This window comes from Micromonospora parathelypteridis, from assembly GCF_014201145.1.
Lineage (GTDB): Bacteria > Actinomycetota > Actinomycetes > Mycobacteriales > Micromonosporaceae > Micromonospora > Micromonospora parathelypteridis.
Genome location: NZ_JACHDP010000001.1, coordinates 6976038 through 6993444, shown reverse-complemented (window position 1 = coordinate 6993444; position 17407 = coordinate 6976038). Strand labels below are relative to the sequence as shown.

Annotated in this window: 18 protein-coding genes; 11 read left to right on the top strand and 7 right to left on the bottom strand. The window is 72.2% G+C overall.

The features are described from left to right. Positions 1-72 precede the first annotated feature (72 nt). The gene (locus HNR20_RS31760; protein ID WP_184187716.1) at positions 73-1032 is read right to left on the bottom strand and encodes a TIGR03557 family F420-dependent LLM class oxidoreductase; all 960 of its coding nucleotides are present in this window, start codon (positions 1030-1032) and stop codon (positions 73-75) included. 323 nt (positions 1033-1355) lie between these two features. Here HNR20_RS31760 and HNR20_RS31755 point away from each other — a divergent pair, with 323 nt between their 5' ends. After that, a complete protein-coding gene (locus tag HNR20_RS31755) occupies positions 1356-1808 on the top strand; it encodes a hypothetical protein (RefSeq protein WP_184187713.1) in 453 nt (150 codons plus the stop codon). A 63-nt stretch (positions 1809-1871) separates the two neighbouring features. Here HNR20_RS31755 and HNR20_RS31750 read toward each other — a convergent pair whose 3' ends face one another. Next, the gene (locus tag HNR20_RS31750; protein WP_110566517.1) at positions 1872-2078 is read right to left on the bottom strand and encodes a hypothetical protein; all 207 of its coding nucleotides are present in this window, start codon (positions 2076-2078) and stop codon (positions 1872-1874) included. A 249-nt stretch (positions 2079-2327) separates the two neighbouring features. Between HNR20_RS31750 and HNR20_RS31745 the strand changes: the two genes are divergently transcribed. Both HNR20_RS31745 and HNR20_RS31740 read left to right on the top strand, forming a co-directional pair. After that, positions 2328-3155, top strand: coding sequence for a hypothetical protein (locus HNR20_RS31745; protein WP_184187709.1), 828 nt, complete (start codon positions 2328-2330; stop codon positions 3153-3155). After that, on the top strand, positions 3152-3910 hold the full coding sequence (locus tag HNR20_RS31740) for a maleate cis-trans isomerase family protein (protein WP_184187708.1): 759 nt from the start codon (positions 3152-3154) through the stop codon (positions 3908-3910). The genes HNR20_RS31745 and HNR20_RS31740 overlap by 4 nt, the downstream gene beginning before the upstream one ends. 19 nt (positions 3911-3929) lie before the next feature. On the opposite strand, the gene HNR20_RS31735 is transcribed toward HNR20_RS31740, so the two are convergent. Next, positions 3930-5060 (bottom strand): low temperature requirement protein A, encoded by a 1131-nt coding sequence (locus HNR20_RS31735; RefSeq protein ID WP_229687415.1) that lies wholly within the window; start codon positions 5058-5060, stop codon positions 3930-3932. Between the two features lie 294 nt (positions 5061-5354). Next, a complete protein-coding gene (locus tag HNR20_RS31730; RefSeq protein ID WP_308425487.1) occupies positions 5355-6425 on the bottom strand; it encodes a helix-hairpin-helix domain-containing protein in 1071 nt (356 codons plus the stop codon). A gap of 243 nt (positions 6426-6668) precedes the next feature. Here HNR20_RS31730 and HNR20_RS31725 point away from each other — a divergent pair, with 243 nt between their 5' ends. Continuing rightward, positions 6669-7769, top strand: a complete 1101-nt coding sequence (locus HNR20_RS31725) for a threonine aldolase family protein (RefSeq protein ID WP_184187703.1) — start codon at positions 6669-6671, stop codon at positions 7767-7769. Positions 7770-7775: 6 nt separating this feature from the next. Here HNR20_RS31725 and HNR20_RS31720 read toward each other — a convergent pair whose 3' ends face one another. From HNR20_RS31720 to HNR20_RS31710, 3 genes are all read right to left on the bottom strand, one after another. After that, positions 7776-9125, bottom strand: coding sequence for an FAD-dependent oxidoreductase (locus tag HNR20_RS31720; protein ID WP_184187701.1), 1350 nt, complete (start codon positions 9123-9125; stop codon positions 7776-7778). Between the two features lies 1 nt (position 9126). Then, positions 9127-9477, bottom strand: coding sequence for a TcmI family type II polyketide cyclase (locus tag HNR20_RS31715; protein WP_184187699.1), 351 nt, complete (start codon positions 9475-9477; stop codon positions 9127-9129). 90 nt (positions 9478-9567) lie between these two features. Beyond that, entirely contained in the window at positions 9568-10365 is a 798-nt protein-coding gene (locus HNR20_RS31710) for an AfsR/SARP family transcriptional regulator (RefSeq protein WP_184187696.1), read from the bottom strand. Between the two features lie 443 nt (positions 10366-10808). Between HNR20_RS31710 and HNR20_RS31705 the strand changes: the two genes are divergently transcribed. Genes HNR20_RS31705 through HNR20_RS31675 form a run of 7 tightly spaced genes read left to right on the top strand, consistent with a single transcriptional unit; the run spans position 10809 to position 17366 of the window. Next, complete coding sequence (locus HNR20_RS31705; RefSeq protein WP_184187693.1) at positions 10809-11147, top strand: TcmI family type II polyketide cyclase; 339 nt, start codon at positions 10809-10811, stop codon at positions 11145-11147. Then, positions 11144-12895 (top strand): acetyl-CoA carboxylase carboxyltransferase subunit alpha, encoded by a 1752-nt coding sequence (locus HNR20_RS31700; RefSeq protein ID WP_184187690.1) that lies wholly within the window; start codon positions 11144-11146, stop codon positions 12893-12895. The genes HNR20_RS31705 and HNR20_RS31700 overlap by 4 nt, the downstream gene beginning before the upstream one ends. Next, a complete protein-coding gene (gene accB, locus HNR20_RS31695) occupies positions 12892-13425 on the top strand; it encodes an acetyl-CoA carboxylase biotin carboxyl carrier protein (RefSeq protein WP_373291108.1) in 534 nt (177 codons plus the stop codon). Before HNR20_RS31700 ends, accB begins: the two co-directional genes overlap by 4 nt. Positions 13426-13444: 19 nt before the next feature. After that, on the top strand, positions 13445-14887 hold the full coding sequence (locus tag HNR20_RS31690) for an acetyl-CoA carboxylase biotin carboxylase subunit (protein ID WP_184187687.1): 1443 nt from the start codon (positions 13445-13447) through the stop codon (positions 14885-14887). Further along, entirely contained in the window at positions 14884-15639 is a 756-nt protein-coding gene (locus HNR20_RS31685; protein WP_184187684.1) for an SRPBCC family protein, read from the top strand. Before HNR20_RS31690 ends, HNR20_RS31685 begins: the two co-directional genes overlap by 4 nt. Further along, positions 15632-16036, top strand: coding sequence for a cupin domain-containing protein (locus tag HNR20_RS31680; protein WP_184187681.1), 405 nt, complete (start codon positions 15632-15634; stop codon positions 16034-16036). Before HNR20_RS31685 ends, HNR20_RS31680 begins: the two co-directional genes overlap by 8 nt. Positions 16037-16091: 55 nt before the next feature. Further along, the gene (locus HNR20_RS31675) at positions 16092-17366 is read left to right on the top strand and encodes a beta-ketoacyl-[acyl-carrier-protein] synthase family protein (protein WP_184187678.1); all 1275 of its coding nucleotides are present in this window, start codon (positions 16092-16094) and stop codon (positions 17364-17366) included. Positions 17367-17407: the final 41 nt, after the last annotated feature.

The following is a 17407-nucleotide window of genomic DNA, read 5'->3' as shown; positions in this document are numbered from 1 at the left end:
GCACCCATCCCGAGCGCGCAACCGGCCGCCCCGACGATCAGTCGGGGCGGCTCGGCGCGGAACACGGTCGGATCAGCCCGTCGCGCGGAGGCGGCCGGAGAGGTCCGCGGCGAAGAAGTTGAGGAAGCCGTCCGGGTCGGGGCCGGCGTTTTGCAGGACGATGTGGTCGAAGCCCGCCTCGACGTACGACCGGACCTTGTCGACGTGCGGCTGCGGGTCGGGGCCGATGGCGAAGAGCTGACGGATGTGCTTCTCCTCGACGTACGCGCTGGCCGCGTCGAAGTTGACCGGGTTCGGCAGCTCGCTCATCACCTTCCAGCCGGTGACCATCCACCGACTTGTCTGCAACACCGCCTGCACCGCCTGTTGGTCGTCGCTGGCCCAGGCCAACGGCACCTCCGCGTAGCGCGGGCCCGACCCGCGGGCGCGTCGGTAGTGCTCGACGATCGACGCCTCCGGCTCGGTGGCGAACAACCCGTCGCCCAACTCGGCGGCAAGACGGGCCGATGCCTCGCCACTGGCCGCGACCGCGATCACCGGCGGGGTGTCCGGCAGGTCGAAGACCCGGGCGTCCTCCAGTTGCAGGTGCCGACCCTCGTACGACTGGTAGCCACCCTGCCAGAGCAGTCGGATGATCTCCAGTGCCTCGCGAAGCCGCTCGTGCCGGCCCCGCACGCTCGGGAAGCCGTGCCCGACCACGTGCTCGTTGAGTCGCTCGCCGGCCCCCACCCCGAGGGTGAACCGCCCATCGGAGATCAGCGCCATGGTCGCCGCGGCCTGCGCGATGATCGCCGGGTGGTAGCGGACGGTCGGGCAGGTGACGCCGGTGGCCAGGCGCAGGGTGCTGGTCCTGGCCGCGATGGCGCCGAGCACGCTCCAGGTGAAGGACGAGTGTCCCTGCGCGTCCAGCCAGGGGTGGAAGTGGTCGCTCATCTCGACGAAGTCGAAACCAGCCTGTTCGGCCAGGACGGCCTGCCGGATGATCTCCTGTGGGCCGTAGCCCTCCGAGGCGAGCTTGTAGCCGATCTGCATGCCGCGCTCCCGATTCCGTCCGCCGACTGACCCGGGTCGGTTCCCGGCCTCGGCACCGACAAACGCCGCCGAGACCGGTAAACCAGCCTCCTAGGATGCCGTACGGGGTGTGCGGTGTCAGCGCCAGCGCTGCGATCCGAACAGGTCCGAACACGCCGCCGAGCAGCCCGAACATCCGCTCACCTGTTCGGAACAGGATCCGCCTCTTCCCTCAGCCTGCGTCGGGCCCCAACACTTTCCCTCGTCCGGTAGGACCACCGACAAGGTCCCGATCAATGTCGACGGCCTGGTTGGTCGCGGCAGAGCCACCCTGGGGGAAAGAGATGACGAACCGACTCATCCGCCGTGTCAGCGCCGTCGCTCTGGCGGCCGTCCTCGGGGGCGGCGCAGCCCTCGCCGGCGCGTCACCAGCTCAGGCGTCGGGCTGCTACACGGGCACCGGCACCGTGGCGAGCCCGAAGGGCGGGGCGGGAGCCACTGCGAGGGCAACCCTCTGCGTCAACAGCGCCGGCTACGCCTGGCTGGACACCAACAGCACCAACACGGTCACCGACAGGCAGGCCGACGGGTACGCCGCCCGCGTGTACGTCTACTGGGCGCAGCAGTACAGCGGCGCGATCGCCGTCGACGACACCAGCAACTCCGGGAGCGTGCCACTGTACTGGGAGTCCAACCGCGGCACGCCGTACCTGTGGACCGAGGTCTACGTCTGCATGGGCTTCTCGCGGCCCGACGACTACAACGGCCGCTGCGCCTCGGTCGTCTACGGCAGCTGAACCGTCGACGTGCGCCGGCCCGTGCCCCGAGTCAGGGGGCACGGGCCGGTGTGCGTCAGCGTCCTACTTGGACGGTTCGGGCAGCTTGCAGTCGACCTTGGGGTTGGCGCCGATGTAGTTCAACGGCCCGGCCACGATGGTGACCAGGATGGTGCCGGCCTCGGCGCAGTTGGTGTCGTCACCGCTGTAGTAGCCGCGCTGTCCGGCGGCGATCGCGCCGATCAACAGCCAGATCACGACGATGACTCCGAGTATCGAGGTGCCGCGCATCGCTGCCTCCTGAGGTATGTGGTGGATGTGAGGTGCAGGCGTTGTACCCAATCCGGTCGCGCGGCTAACGGCCGCGCGCCGAGACCACGCAGGATCCTCCGTCCGGCCGGTGTCGTCCGCCGTTGAGTACCCCCGGGCATCGGCCGCCAGCACCGGGTCGCGCCGGCCGGCTATCGGATCGACGACCGACCTCGCCGTCGTACGGGTCGGCCGACGTAGAACTGCCTCACGGCCCGCCGAGGAGGACTCATGGACGCCCCGACACCGCCCCTGTACATCGACCGCCCCGAGGACGTCGCGGTCGCCGCCCGCGCGTTGGCCGGTGGCGCGGTCGTCGCGGCGGCGTTCGCCAACTTCTACGTCATCGTCACGCGACCCGACGCGGACACCGTCCGCCGGGTCAACCTGGCCAAGGGCCGCCCGGTCCAGCAGGTCGGCAGCATCACCACCGCGATCGGCCGGATCCCGGGGATGTTCGACTGGACGCGGATCTCGCCACGGTTGCCGGTGGGCCGGGTGCGGGCGCTGATGGACGCCCTCTACGGGGCCGGGCCGTTCGGCTTCCGGGGTCCGGCGGCGGAGCGGTTGCCCGAGCACCTCACCCAGGTCGACCGAGGGGTGCGGACCACCCAGGTGATCGCGCCCGGCCTGACCTGTCCGTCCAACGCCTTCTTCGAGCGGGCACTCGCCGAGACCGGGTCGGACCACCTCTACATCACCTCGGCGAACCGGTCCCGGCATCTCACCGGCGCCGCCGAGGAACCGGCGCACTGGAAGGCCGCGGCACTCGCCGCCGACTTCGCCCACCTCGACGACCTGGTGGTGCTCGCCCACCGCGACGAGGCGGCGGCCCGCGCCGCGTACCCGGGCTACCTCACCACCTCGGTCACCCTGCTCTCCTTCCACGCGCCAGAGGGTGAGCTCGAGGAGCCGCCGGTGCTCAGCGTCGACCGGCACGGGTCGCTGCACCTGGACGACGTACGCCGCGCCGCCGCGCCGCTCGGCCTGCAGGTGCGCCTCGGCGCGACCGCCGGGCAGCGGTTGCAGGTCCGGGGGTACGCCGAGGCGCTGGTGTGAGCAGCCACCGCATCGGCCTGGTGGTGCCCAGTTCGAACACCACCATGGAGACCGAGATCCCGGCGATGCTGCGCCGGCGCGAGACCGTCGACCCGACGGTTCGCTTCACCACGCACACCAGCCGGGTACGACTGCGTCAGGTGACCCCCGACGAGTTGGCCCGGATGAACCGCTCCGCGCTCCGGTGTGCCGCCGAGTTGGCCGACGCCCGCTGCGACGTGCTCGCGTACGCCTGCCTGGTGGCGGTGATGTGCGAGGGGGCCGGCGCGCACGAGCGGGCCGAGCGGCGGTTGGGCCGCGCGGCCGTTCGGGCCGGGCACGACATGCCGGTGGTGACCAGTGCGGGCGCGTTGGTCGCCGGGCTGCGTGCGCTGGGCGCCCGCCGGGTGGCCCTGCTCGCGCCGTACCTGCCGCCGTTGACCGCGACCGTCGCCGCCTACCTCGCCTCGCACGGTGTGCAGGTGACCGAGGCGGTGAGTCTGAGCGAACCGGACAACGTGGCGGTCGGGCGCATCCCGCCGTCCCGCCTCGTGGAGCTGGCCGATCGGTTCGACGTGGCCGACGTGGACGCGGTGGTCCTCTCCGCCTGTGTACAGCTGCCGTCGTTGGCGGCGGTGCCGCAGGTGGAGGCCCGGCTCGGCCGCCCGGTGCTCACCGCGGCCACCGCCACCGTGCACCAGCTCCTCACCACTCTGGGTGTCGAGCCGTACGTTCCGGACGCCGGCCGGCTGCTGGCCGGGCCGACTCCTCGCTGAGCGGGCCGGCACCGACCGTTCAGTGCGGTGGGGCCGGGGCCTCCGGTGGCTTGCCGTAGCTACGCCGGAAGTCCGCGTAGGCCACGCCGGCCAGCACCAGGAGTGCGCCGAGGGAGGCGAACACCGGTGCCACGAACAGCACGGCGGGCGCGATGGTCAGCAGCGCCAGCACACCGCCGGGGCGGGACAGTGACACCCGGCTGAACACCTCGTACTCGAAGGAGGCCCGGCCGACCAGGAACAGTGCCGGGCCGCCGAGGATCACCGCCGCCCAGGCCGGTGGCGTCCGCCCGCCCGGTTCGTGCAGCACGAGGTCGAAGCCGGAGGCCGTGGTCACCACCCCGGCAACCATCAGCAGATGGGTGTACGGCGCAGTGAACAGGAACTTGTTCGGCGACCCCGATCCCTTGATGGCCATCGGCAACAGCTGACCGGACTTGTGCACGTAGATCCGCCACAGCAGCAGGGTGGTCAGGAACGCCACCGCGAACACGGCGATGTTCGCCGCCTCGCTGTGCGCGGTGCTGAACATGCTGCCGATGGTCAGGATGGCGTCGCCGAGGGCGATGATGAAGAACTGCTGGTAGCGCTCGGAGAGGTGCTCCGCCGTGACGTTGCGCTGCTGTTCGGGCACCACACCGAGCCCCGGCACCGGGTAGGCGAGCCGGAAACCGAGGTAGTCGATGGCGAGCGCGATGGCCCAGCACGCCAGGCGGGCGTCGTCGCTGACGAACGCGCCGATGATCCAGGGGATCGCGGACACGGCGAACCAGACGAAGATGCGTGCCGCGCGGCGCTGGGTCTGCGGTTCTCGGCGGACGGCCGGCATCAGGAACAGCCCGCGCCCGAGATGGATTGCCACGTAGGTGGCGGCGAAGACGATCCCGCGGTCGTCGAACGCCGCCGGGATCGCCGTGGTCATCAGCAGCGCGCCGAACATCACGGCGCTGATCAGCAGCTTGATCTCGGTTCGTTCCGGGTCGTACAGGTCGGTGACCAGGGTGGTGATCACCCACGTCCACCAGACGGCCGCCAGCAGGATCAGTGCCTGGCCGGCCCGGTGCCAGTCGAGGTGGTCCACCATTCCCCGCGAGATGAGCGCCAGGGCGACCACGTACACCAGGTCGAAGAAGAGCTCGAGGAGGGTCACCCGGCGGGGGGCCTCCGGGTCGCGCACCGGAGGGCGGCGGGCCCGCGGGGACCCGGGCTCCGACGCGGCGAAGTGCACGGGCTACTCCTGCGGTACGGGTCGACTCGACGGACCCGACCGGCCCACCTCAACCGACGGTAACGATCGACCGATTGCGGGGCGCCGGATTCGCCGCGTCTTCCCTCGGCCGAGTCGATCACCTGCGCCTCGGCGTCGGAGGATCTTTCGCGCCAACGGCCGAGCCCCCGGTCCACCGTCGGGTTGGACGGTAGACCGGGGGCTCGATGTCAGGCGTCAGGCCTGGTTGCCGCCCGGCAGCACCGCAGCCATCTCGTCGCCGGCTCCGGCGAGCACGCGGGCCTGCTGCGGCCAGCTGGCCAGCCCGGGTGCGGCCCGCAGGCCGGCGGCCCGGATCAGGTCACGCAGCGCCGGCTCGTCCAGCTCGCCGAGCTGGCCGTAGGTGCGCACACCGGCGTCCTGCAACGCGGCCGCCATCTTCGGCCCGATCCCCTGGATCCGGCGGAAGTCGTCCGCGGGGCCGGTCGGGTCGGCGTCCACGCTGCTCGTGGTGTCGGCGGCCGTACGCACCGGCGGGGTCGCGGTGGCGGTCGGCCGGACCGGAGGCGTGGCCACCGCCGGCCGCGTCGGCTCCGCGTCGACGTCCACCGACTCAGCGGTCACCGGCGTCTCCTCCGACAGCGGGTCAACTGCCGTGACCTCGGCCGGAGCGTCGTCGGCCGGGGTGGTGTCGGTCGAGGTGGTGTCGGTCGGGGTGGTGCCGAGCGTGGCCTCGGCCGGGGTCGCGTCGGTCTGCGGGGCGTCGGCGTCCGGGAGGTCGTCCGCCGGCAGGCGGGGGGAGATCACGGTTGCCGCAGCGGGCTGCTCCTCGACCGTGACCGGCTCGGGGGCCGACTCCACGGCCGGCTCCGGCAGCTCGGCCGCGTGAACCGGCTCAGCGGCGGGGACCGGCTCGGCGGCGGGGACCGGCTCGGCGGCGGGGACCGGCGGTGGGGCCTCGGTCAGTGCCATGTCGGCCGGGTCGACGCTGCTCGGGGTCTCCACCGGGGTGGCGTCGACCGGCGCGGTCACCGCGGCTGGCGCGCTGACCGTGTCCACCGGCGCCGGCTCATCGGCGACCGCGGTCGGGGCCGGGTCGACGGCGGCCGCGGGCCGGGCCTCGTCGGTGGTGGCCGGTGGCGTCGGCGTGGAGATCACGGCCAGGCCGGCGACGGGATCGCCGTCCACGATCGACTGACCCTGCCCACTGCCCTGTGCGCCCCGCCGGCCGCGCAGCAGCCACCCGGCGGCCAGGCCCAGCAGCAGTGCCAGCACCACTATCAGCGAGTGTCCGATAGACCACGCCACGGCGAACCTCCCTCTCATGTCGTCGGATAAGTTGCGAGAAAAACTCGCCGCAGCTTCGCACACGCGTATTTCCGATGACAGAGAGGATCGGTCGATGGCGTCCGGATGGGATACCGCACGTCAACGGGTGTCCGCCGAGTAACGCAACGTTGCGACAGGTGGCGCAGGGAAGCGCGCCGATCGCGGCGCGCAGCGAAGAAAAACCGATCGGCCCCTATTGCCATGACATGCGAGGATCCGCCAATGTCCCACAACACAAGGCAGCGTCGGCTTGCCGCGCAGCGCGCCTGCGACCACATCCTCTCCGGCCTCCGGCCCACGACCATGAGAGAGCGGCTCGCGGACCTCGACGCAGGCGGCGATCTGGATGGTCAGCCCGACTTCTATGGCGACGGTCCGGTGGCCACGCTGGAAGAACGCGTCGCCGAGCTGCTGGGGACCGAGGCCGCCGTCTTCTTCCCCACCGGCACGATGGCCCAGCAGGTCGCACTGCGTTATGGCGCCGACCGCACCGGTCACCCGACGGTAGCTCTGCACCCCCTCGGTCACCTGGAGGCGGACGAACGGCACGCCTACGCCAACCTGAGCGGCCTGCGCAGCACCTGGCCGACGACCGAGCCCCGCAACCTCACTGCCGAGGAGATCACCGCGCTCGCCGAACCGGTGAGCACCGTCGTCATGGAACTCCCGCTGCGCAACGCCGGTTTCGTCCTCCCCACCTGGGACGAACTCGCCGCCGCAGCGGCTGCGGCGCACGCCGTCGGTGCCCGGGTCCATTTCGACGGCGCCCGCGTGTGGGAATCCACGCCGTACCTGGCACACACCCTCAATGAGATCGCCGGCCTCGCCGACAGCACCTACGTCTCGTTCTACAAGACGATCGGAGGTATCAGCGGTGCGGTGCTGGCGGGCACCACAGACCTCGCCTCCTACGCCCGCATCTGGCGGCGCCGCTACGGCGGCGAGGTGTTCCAGCAGTGGCCAGCCGCTCTGAGCGCACTCGCCGGTCTCGACACGGAACTGCCGCGCATCCCCGACTACGTGCGACACGCGCGGACCGTCGCTGCCGCGCTCAGCGCGCTTCCCGGCGCGCGGGTGCATCCGGAACCTCCGCACACCCATCGATTCCGCCTCTGGCTACCCCACCCGGCGCAAGCGCTCAACGACGCCGCGCTCGCACTCGCCGAAGAGGAGAAGGTGTGGTTTGTCGCCGGCTGGCAGGACGCCGCCGTGCCGGGTATGGCGATGGCCGAGGTCACTGTCGCCGCACCCGCCCTCGACTGGACCCCCGACGACGTCGCCGAGGCAGGTGAGCGCTTCCTCGGCCGCGTCGTCGAGCAATAGTCGGGCTCAGTCCTGGTCGCCCTCGTAGGTGTGGAAGTCGTCGACGAACCGGCGGCGGAGCCGTGGCACCCGGCTGGTCACGCCGAAATAGCCACGGGCGCCGGCCAGCGCGAGCCGACCCACCACCGGCCGGTACATCCGGTCGTCGCCGTTGGTGCCGCTGCGGTTCAGTGATTCGGCGACCCGCGCGAAGCCGTACGGCACCATCGCGGCCTCGTAGTCCGCCACCGCCTGCAGCAGCGTCTTGTCGCCGGCGACGGCGCGGCTGAGTTGCCCGCAGAGCAGGCGGGCGTCGCGCAGCGCGGTGTTCGCGCCGACCCCGCGACCAGGGGTCATGGTGTGGATGGCGTCGCCGAGCATGGTGACGGTGCTGCTCTTCCAGGGCGGCACCGGCTCGGACGTGGACACTTTGATCGGTAGGGCGCTGGAGGGTTCTGCGCGGGTCAGCAGCTCCCGCAGGTTCGAGTGCCAGTTCGAGGTGAGACCCAGGGCGACACGCAGTACGTCCTCGCCGCGGCGCTCCATGACATCGGCCGGGAAGCGGCGGGCCGTACTCCAGATGATCAGGTTGATGTTGTCGGTGGTGGTGTCGTGGGACAGGCCGGGCCATTCCCGCAGCAGCGCGGCGTCGGCGTCGCCGACGCCGCGCTTGATCGCCCGCTGGGCGTCCCACTTGAACTCCATGACGTGCAGCACGCCCATCATTCCGCCAACGCCGAAGATCAGCGAGATGCCCTGACGGACCCGCTCCGGGACGAGGCCGCGGGTGTGCGCGGTCAGTGGGATCCGGGTGGCGATGTTGATGGTGCCGGCGTCGCGGGTGACGGCGTGCGGCAGGTACTGGCGGCGCACCGCCGAGTGGGTGCCGTCCGCCGCCACCAGCAGATCGCCGGTGGCGCTGGTGCCGTCGGCGAAGTACGCGGTGACCGTGCCGTCGTCGCGCTGCTCGTAGTGGGTGAAGGTCTTGTCGAAGTGCACCACGTCGTCCAGGCCGGTCAGTAGCACCTGGCGCAGCACCATTCTGGCCACCGAATGTTCGGTGTGCACCGGGTCGGCGCTCGGCCGCAGGGCGAACGAGGCGGTCTGGCGTAGCCCCTGGGTGACCACGTTGAAGTAGTGCGGCGGCCGGGCGCAGGTGGCCAGGAAGGTGGCGAACAGTTCCGGGGGCAGGCACTCCCGCAGTGCTCGGCTGCCGGTCGGGCCGATGCCCACCCGGTAGCCGAGCAGCCCTTCGGAGCGGTTGCGGTGCCGTTCGTAGACGGCGACGCTGATCCCGGCGCGGCGCAGGCCGTGCGCCAGGCACAGTCCGCCCGTGCCGGCGCCGATGATGAGGACGTGCGGTGGCGCGGACGACATGTCAGCCGGCCGGGCGCGCGGCGGGCGCGGGGGTGGCGTCCCACCGGTAGAAGCAGCCGGCGATCGCGTCACGGGGGGAGCGCCAGGTCGGCAGGTACGGCGACGTGTGCGCGGAGAGCCGCTCGTTGACCTGCTGGAAGAGCGGGTGGTTGCGGGCGGCCGCGAGCGCGTCCGGGTCGACGTCGTCCGAGGTCTCCAGGACGTGGACGTACAGGTCGTGCAGGCAGTACAGGGACCGGTGCGTGACGCCGGTCAGACCGGGGAGGTCGGTGGCGTCGGATTCGGCGAAGATCTGCGCGACCCGCCCCTCCGCGCCCGGGATGATCCGGCTGACGATCAGTAGACGACTCATGGGACCCCTTCCGCCGGTGGCTTCGCGACCCTCGGATCGGCGCCACGTGCTCTGTGCGCCCACCGTGCCGCAGCGCCTGTCACATCTCCGTCACGTACGCCGACCGGCTGGTGACGGGCGGTCGGTGACGGCTCCCCGGGTGGCCTGGCGGATCGGGGCGAGCGTGTCGTCGAGCAGGGCGCTCATCGCGGGGCTCGGCTCCAGGCGTAACTCCCTGCGCAGCAGGTCCCGGTAGACGTAGAAGGCGTGCACCGCTTCGAAGGCGTTGCCCTCGGCCAGGTGGATGCGGACCACCAGTCGGTGGGGCGTCTCCCGTAACGGCTCGGCGGCCATCGCCTCCAGCGCGGCTTCGAGGGCCTCGCCGTGCCGCCCCGCGGTCAGGTGTTGCCCGGCCACCTGCTCCAGCATGTGCAGGCGGAGTTGGCGCAGTCTCTCCCGGTCCAGCAACACCCAGTCGTCGTACCAACCGGGCAGGAGGTCGTGCCGGCCGGCGGCGAGCGCTCCGGCCGCGATGCGTGGGTCGTCGCCGTCACGGACCCGGGCCGCGGTGCCGACCAGGTCGTCCACGTCGAGCCGGACCGCCGGGCCGAGCCGTACGGTGTCGCTGGCGATGGTCATCGGGCAGCACGGGTCCTGCCGAAGTCGCCACAGCGCGGTGCGCAGTGAGGACAGGGCCCGTTCCTCCGAGGCGTCGGGCCAGAGCAGCCCCGCGAGTTGGCTGCGGGTGGCGCCGGGGCGCAGTCCGATCAGCGCGATCACCCGTTGCAGCCCGCGCGGCACCACGACCGGCACCGCCTCGCGGAGTAGCCGGAAGCCGCCGAGCAGGTGCAGCGAGACGCCCTCCTCGGGCGGGTCGCCGGCGGTCGGCACGGACGGATCAGCGGTCACGGCGGCACCCCCTGCGGAACGCTCGTCCCGACTGTCTGCTGTGTCCCGGATAGGTTGCCCGTGACGCCACTGTCGGCCCCCCGGTGGGGCGCGGCCCACGGCTGCCGGGCGCGGCCCCGCCCCGTCGAGGCGGCCGGGCTGACCACGGTGAAGATTATCAATAGCGCTCACGGTGAGTCAACGCCGTCGTGGACCTTCTATTGGCGACAGTCAACCTGAGATCGGTTCTGAACTGCCCAAATGTCTCTGTGGCCTGCCGCATCTGGTTGCGGGGACGCATAGCTAATACACAGGTTGCGTCAACGCAGCGTCACCATGCAGCGTCGCTGGTTGGGCCTGTGCGGTGACGCCGCCGTGACGAGGATTGCCGCATCGTGGCGGAAGTCGTCCAGCGCGTACGGGGTTCACCCGTCGCCGCCCGGACGCTGTGGGGGAGGCCCAGCATGGATCGATCGCTGATCGTCGCGAAGGTGGATCCGACCGCCGAGGAGCGGGTCGCCGAGATCTTCGCCGAGTCGGACGCGACGGAGTTGCCGCGCCTGGTCGGCGTCCGGCACCGCTCGCTGTACCGGCTGCACGACCTGTACGTGCACCTGCTTGAGACCGAGCAGCCGGCCGAGAGCGCCGTGGAGGGCGCCCGCGGCCACCCCGAGTTCATCCGGGTCAGCGAGCGCCTGCGTCCGTACGTGTCGCCGTACCTGTCGACCTGGCGCTCACCGCGCGACGCGATGGCGCAGTGCTTCTACCGGTTCGACGCCCCGGACGCCCGGCGGCGGTCGTGACGGCCACCGCGCCACGCGAGGATCAGCTCTGGTCCCGCTGCGCCGGCTGCGCGAGCCTGCTCTACCGCAAACGGTTACGCCGCAACCTGGACGTCTGCCCGGAGTGTGGCGAGCATGCCCGACTCGCCGCCCCGGAGCGCCTGCGCCAACTCGTCGACCCGGGATCGCTGCGCCCACTGCCCGACCAACTGCCCGAGGCGGACCCGCTCGACTTCGTCGACGTGCTGCCGTACGCGCACCGGCTCAGCGCCGCGCGGGCCAGCACCGGCCTGGCCGAGGCGGTCGTCTGCGCCACGGCCACCATCGGTGGGCACCCGGCCGTGTTGGCGGTGATGGACTTCCGCTTCCTCGGCGGCAGCCTGGGCTGCGCGGTGGGTGAGCTGATCACCCGCGCCGCCGAACGGGCACTGGACGACCGCATCCCGCTCATCCTGATCACCGCCTCCGGCGGTGCGCGGATGCAGGAGGGCGCGCTGTCACTGATGCAGATGGCCACCGTCAGTCAGGCCATCGCCGCGCTGCGCGAGGCGGGTCTGCTCACCGTGAGCGTCCTCACCGATCCGACCTACGGCGGGGTCGCCGCGTCGTTCGCCACCAACACCGATCTGGTGCTCGCCGAGAGCGGCGCGCGAATGGGCTTCGCCGGCCCCCGGGTGATCCGCCAGGTCACCGGCCGCGCACTGCCGGAGGGCTTCCAGACCGCCGACGTGCTGCTCCGGCACGGGCAGGTCGACATGGTGGTGCAGCGCCGGTCGCTGCGCGGACGGCTGGGGGCGCTGCTCGCCGCCACCAGTCCGGCCCGCGCCGCCCGTCCGCCCGTACCCCGGCAGGAGCCGGCACCGCTTCGCGAGCGCCTCACCGGCGACGGCGCGGCGTCGGCGGACCCGGCGGCCGCCGTGACGCCGCCGACCACCCCAGCAGCCCCGGCGGTACGCGACGCGTGGGACACCGTCCGGATGGCTCGACACCCCGGTCGACCCACCACGCTGGACTACCTCGACTCGGTCTTCGACGGGTTCGTGGAGCTGCACGGCGATCGGCTCGGCGGGGACTGCCCGGCCATCGTGGGCGGTGTGGCGCGGTTGGCGGACCGGCACGTAATGGTCATCGGCCATCAGAAGGGCCACACCACCGCCGAACTGGTGGCGCACAACTTCGGTATGGCCAGCCCGGCCGGGCACCGCAAGGCGCTGCGGCTGATGCGCCTCGCCGCCCGGCTCGGCCTGCCCGTGGTCACTCTCGTGGACACCCCCGGCGCCGACCCCGGGGTGAGCGCCGAGGAGCAGGGCCAGGCGGCGGCCATCGCGGAGAACATCCTCACCCTCACCGTGTTGCCCACCCCCGTGCTCGCGGTGATCACCGGAGAGGGCGGCAGCGGCGGCGCGCTCGCGTTGGCGGTCGCCGACCGGGTGCTGATGCTGGAGAACGCCGTCTACTCGGTGATCAGCCCCGAGGGCTGTGCGGCCATCCTCTGGCCGGACCGGTCGGCGGCGCCGCAGGCCGCCCGGGCGCTGCGACTGACCGCACCCGACCTGTGCCGGCTCGGCGTGGTCGACGAGGTCGTGCCGGAGCCGTCGACCGCCGCGCACGACGATCCGGCGGAGACCGCCCACCGGTTGCGCGCGGCCTTGCTGACCAATCTGCTGCCGCTGCTGGACGTGCCGCCCGCCATGCTGGTCCGCCTGCGCCGGCAGCGCTTCCGGCGGTTCGGCGCGACCCGCGCCGGTGCCCGGGCAGGTGTGCGGTGACCACCGGCGACGGGGCGATGACGACCGTCGAGGCGACCCACGACGCCGGGGTGAGCGGCGAGGAGGCGCTGGCCGGGTTGCGTCGGCAGGCACAGCACCTGATCGCCGAACTGGCCGGGCCGGTGCGTCGGATCCGGCTACGCAGCGGGCCGGCGGTGCTCGAGGTCGAGTGGCACCCCGAAGACCCGGCCCGAGCGGACGTACCTCCCGAGGTTGCCGAGGCGGCGGTGCCGCCGGGCGCGTCCCCAGCCGGCCCACCAGCGGCGCTGAACTGGCCGGCGGTGCCGGGGCGTGCCGCGGTGCGGGCACCCATCGTCGGCACCTTCTACCGGGCGGCGGAGCCGGGCGCGAAGCCCTTCGTCGCCGTGGGTGACCTGGTCCGCCCGGGCCAACCGGTCGCCATCGTCGAGGCGATGAAGCTGATGAACGAAGTGACCGCCGACCGCGCCGGCCGGGTGGTCGCGATCCTGGTCGAGGACGGCCACCCCGTCGAGTACGACCAGCCGCTTGTCGAGTTGGACCCGGCATGACCGCGCAGGGTGGTTGACCATGTTCGAGACCGTGCTGATCGCCAATCGGGGCGAGATCGCGCTGCGGGTGCTGCGCGCCTGCAAGGAGCTCGGCGTGCGAACGGCGGTGGTCTACTCCGCCGCGGACGCCGACTCGGCGGTGGTCCGCCTCGCCGACCAGGCCGTCCGGATCGGACCCGCGTCGAGTCGGCGCAGCTACCTCAACGCCGCGGCGATCGTCGAGGCGGCCCGGCAGGTGGGCGCGCAGGCCGTGCACCCCGGCTACGGCTTCCTCTCCGAGGACGCGGACTTCGCCGAGATCTGCGCGGACAACGGGCTGACCTTCATCGGCCCGCCGCCAGCGGTGATGGCCGCACTGGCCGACAAGTCCTCGGCACGTGCGTTGATGAGCCGTGCCGGGCTTCCACTGTCGCCGGGCAGCGTCGCGCCGGTGCCGAACGCCGCCGCGGCGGCGGAGGTGGCTGAGGCCGTCGGCTACCCGGTGATCGTGAAGGCCACCGCCGGGGGCGGCGGCCGGGGGATGACCGTGGTGCACACCCCGGGTGAGCTGCGCCGGGCGTACGCCCGCACCCGGGCCGCCGCCCAGGCCGCCTTCGGCGACGACCGGGTGTACGTCGAGCGCTACCTCAGCGAGGCGCGGCACGTCGAGGTGCAGGTGCTCTGCGACTCCCACGGAAACGGGGTGCACCTGGGCACCCGGGACTGCTCGGTGCAACGCCGGCACCAGAAACTGGTCGAGGAGGCGCCCGCCCCGGCGCTGCCCGCCGCCGTCCTCGACACCATCGCCGAGACCGCGCTGCGGGGTGCGCTCCAGGTCGGCTTCGTCGGTGCCGGCACGCTGGAGTTCCTGGTCGACGCCGAGGAACAGTTCCACTTTCTGGAGATCAACTGCCGGATTCAGGTGGAGCATCCGGTCACCGAGATGGTCACCGGGATCGACCTGGTGCACGAGCAGCTGCACATCGCCGCGGGGGTGCCGCTGCGCTGGCGGCAGGAGGAGATCCACCTGCACGGCGTCGCGGTGGAGTGCCGGGTCAACACCGAGGACCCCGACCGCGACTTCGCCCCGACACCCGGGCGGCTGGAGCGTTTCACGCCACCCGGCGGCCCGTTCACCAGGGTGGACACCCACGCCAGCGCCGGCTACCTGATCGGCCCCTGGTACGACTCCCTCCTGGCCAAGGTGATCGTCTGGGCGCCGGACCGGGAGTTGGCCCTCAACCGCCTCGAACGCGCCCTGGACGAGTTCGTCATCGCCGGGCCGGGCGTGCACACCACCATCCCGTTCGTCCGGCGGGTGCTCGACGACGCCGCATTCCGCAAGGGCCGCTACACCACCGGCCTGGTCGACCGTCTGCTCGCCGCGCCCGCAGCGGCGCCCGCGCAGCGACCGACGGCCACCCCCGCACCGCGCCCCGCGTCCGCCGCGGAGCCCGACGTAACCCACAGGAGGACCCGATGACCGTCACTCATGGTCGCCCGATGACCGCCGAGATCACCGACATCCTGGTGGCGCACTGCGGGCTGGACGCCGACGCGGCGGCCCAGGCGCCCGCCGCGTCGCTGGAAGAGTTGGGCATGGACTCACTCGCCCTGCTGGAGTTGTCCGCGGTCGTCGCCGACCGATGGAAGGTGAGCATCCCCGAGCAGGCCGGGCAGCTGAGCATCCCGGCGGTGGCAGACCTGGTCAACCGGCGCGTCGATCCGCCCGGGCACACCGAGAACGGCGTGGTCATCGACGCGCCGCTGGCGCTGGTCTGGGAGGTCACCAATGACGTGGCGAACTGGACCGAGCTGTTCACCGAGTACGCCGTGGTGGACATCCTGCACCGCGAGGGGCACACCGTGCGGTTCCGCCTCACCATGTACCCGGACGAGAACGGGGTGGCCTGGAGCTGGGTCAGCGAACGCACCGCCGACCCGGTGAGCAGGCAGGTCCGGGCGTACCGGGTGGAGACCGGGCCGTTCGAGTACATGCGAATCCACTGGCGTTACGCCGAGGAGGCCGGCGGCACCCGGATGACCTGGACGCAGGACTTCGCGATGAAGCCGACCGCGCCGGTCGACAACGCCGCGATGACCGAGCGGATCAACACCAACAGCGCCATCCAACTCTCGGTGATCAAGGACCGGGTGGAGCGGATCGCCCGGCAGCGCGCCGACGAGGACGCTTCGGCGGCCGGTGACGAGCCGACGGAGGCCGGCGATGAGTGACCTGAGCACGCGGCCGATCGCCGCCGGGGACGTACCCGCCGACCGGCGACGCGGTGGTGAGCTGCGGGTGCTGCTCGGCCCCCGCACCGTCGGCAGCACCTCGGGCTTCCTCGGGGTGGCCGCCCTCGCGCCGGGGGAGCGGATCGCCGAGCACTACCACCCTTACAGCGAGGAGTTCCTGTACGTGGTGCGCGGCGCCATCACCGTCGACCTGGACGACGAGCCGACGCTCCTGGCCGCCGGCGAGGCGCTGTTCGTACCGGTGAACGTGCGGCACCGCCTGCGCAACACCGGCGTCGAACCAGCCGAGGTGGTCTTCCACCTGGGCCCGCTCGCCCCCCGCCCCGAGTTGGGGCACGTCGACACCGAGCTCGTCGAGCAGCGGGGCGGGTCATGAGCGCGAGGAGTGAGCCGGGTTTGCGAGCCCCGCAGTCGCGAACCGAGGTGGCGACATGACTGGGCGCCGCACGGTGGTGACCGGGGTCGGGGTGGTCGCCCCCGGCGGCGCCAGCCGGGACCGGTTCTGGAAGACCATCACCGAGGGGCGGACCGCCACCCGGCGGATCAGCTTCTTCGACCCGTCGGCGTTCCGTTCGCAGATCGCCGCGGAGTGCGACTTCGACCCGATCGCCGCGGGGCTCACCGAGGCCGAACGACGCCGGGCCGACCGGTACGTGCAGTTCGCGCTGGCCTGTTCCGCGGAGGCCGTCGCCGATGCCGGGTTGGTGCTGACCGACGCCGAGCGGAACCGGGCCGGGGTGGTGCTCGGCACCGCCGTGGGCGGCACGATGGCGCTGGAGCAGGAGTACGTCACCGTCAGCGAGCACGGCCAGCGGTGGCTGGTCGATGGGGCGCGCGGTGGCCCGTACCTCTATCAGGCGCTGGTGCCCAGCAGCCTCGCCGCCGACGTGGCCTGCCGGCACGGGCTGCACGGCCCGGCGCAGGTGGTGTCCACCGGCTGCACCTCCGGCATCGACGCCATCGGCTACGCCCATCAGATGATCGTGGACGGTGAGGCGGACGTGATGCTGGCCGGTGCGTCCGACTCGCCGATCTCGCCGGTCACTGTCGCCTCGTTCGACGCGATCAAGGCGACCAGCCCGGACAACGACGACCCGGCGCACGCCTCCCGCCCGTTCGACGCCGACCGGCACGGGTTCGTGCTGGCCGAGGGTGGGGCGGTGCTGGTGTTGGAGGAGGCCGGGCATGCCCGGCGCCGGGGCGCGCACATCTACTGCGAGGTGGCCGGTTACGCCAGCCGCAGCAACGGTTACCACATGACCGGGCTGCGGCCGGACGGTCTGGAGATGGGCCTCGCCGTCACCGACGCGCTCAAGCAGGGGCGGATCCTTCCCGAGCAGGTCTCCTACATCAGCGCGCACGGCTCGGGCACCCGGCAGAACGACCGGCACGAGACGGCCGCGTTCAAACGGGCGCTGGGCCAGGCCGCCTACCGGGTACCGATCAGCTCGATCAAGTCGATGGTCGGGCATTCGCTCGGCGCGATCGGGTCGATCGAGATGGCCGCCTGCGCACTGGCCATCGAGTTCGGTGTGGTGCCGCCGACGGCGAACTGGAGCACCCGGGATCCGGAGTGCGACCTGGACTACGTACCGAACGAGGCGCGGGAGGTCCCCGTGGACGTCGCGCTGTCGGTGGGCAGCGGGTTCGGTGGCTTCCAGTCCGCGATGGTGTTCCGCCGGCTGCCCGGGACGGTGGCGGCGTGAGCGGCGCTCACGGCAGTGGCGGCGCTCAAGGCAGTGGCGGC

Coding starts and splice junctions, on each gene's coding strand:
- HNR20_RS31745 (WP_184187709.1), top strand. CDS start 2,328: ATGGACGCCCCGACACCGCCCCTGTACATCGACCGCCCCGAGGACGTC.
- HNR20_RS31705 (WP_184187693.1), top strand. CDS start 10,809: ATGGATCGATCGCTGATCGTCGCGAAGGTGGATCCGACCGCCGAGGAG.
- HNR20_RS31725 (WP_184187703.1), top strand. CDS start 6,669: ATGTCCCACAACACAAGGCAGCGTCGGCTTGCCGCGCAGCGCGCCTGC.
- HNR20_RS31720 (WP_184187701.1), bottom strand. CDS start 9,125: ATGTCGTCCGCGCCACCGCACGTCCTCATCATCGGCGCCGGCACGGGC.
- HNR20_RS31690 (WP_184187687.1), top strand. CDS start 13,445: ATGTTCGAGACCGTGCTGATCGCCAATCGGGGCGAGATCGCGCTGCGG.
- HNR20_RS31685 (WP_184187684.1), top strand. CDS start 14,884: ATGACCGTCACTCATGGTCGCCCGATGACCGCCGAGATCACCGACATC.
- HNR20_RS31750 (WP_110566517.1), bottom strand. CDS start 2,078: ATGCGCGGCACCTCGATACTCGGAGTCATCGTCGTGATCTGGCTGTTG.
- HNR20_RS31680 (WP_184187681.1), top strand. CDS start 15,632: ATGAGTGACCTGAGCACGCGGCCGATCGCCGCCGGGGACGTACCCGCC.
- HNR20_RS31715 (WP_184187699.1), bottom strand. CDS start 9,477: ATGAGTCGTCTACTGATCGTCAGCCGGATCATCCCGGGCGCGGAGGGG.
- HNR20_RS31760 (WP_184187716.1), bottom strand. CDS start 1,032: ATGCAGATCGGCTACAAGCTCGCCTCGGAGGGCTACGGCCCACAGGAG.
- HNR20_RS31755 (WP_184187713.1), top strand. CDS start 1,356: ATGACGAACCGACTCATCCGCCGTGTCAGCGCCGTCGCTCTGGCGGCC.
- HNR20_RS31675 (WP_184187678.1), top strand. CDS start 16,092: ATGACTGGGCGCCGCACGGTGGTGACCGGGGTCGGGGTGGTCGCCCCC.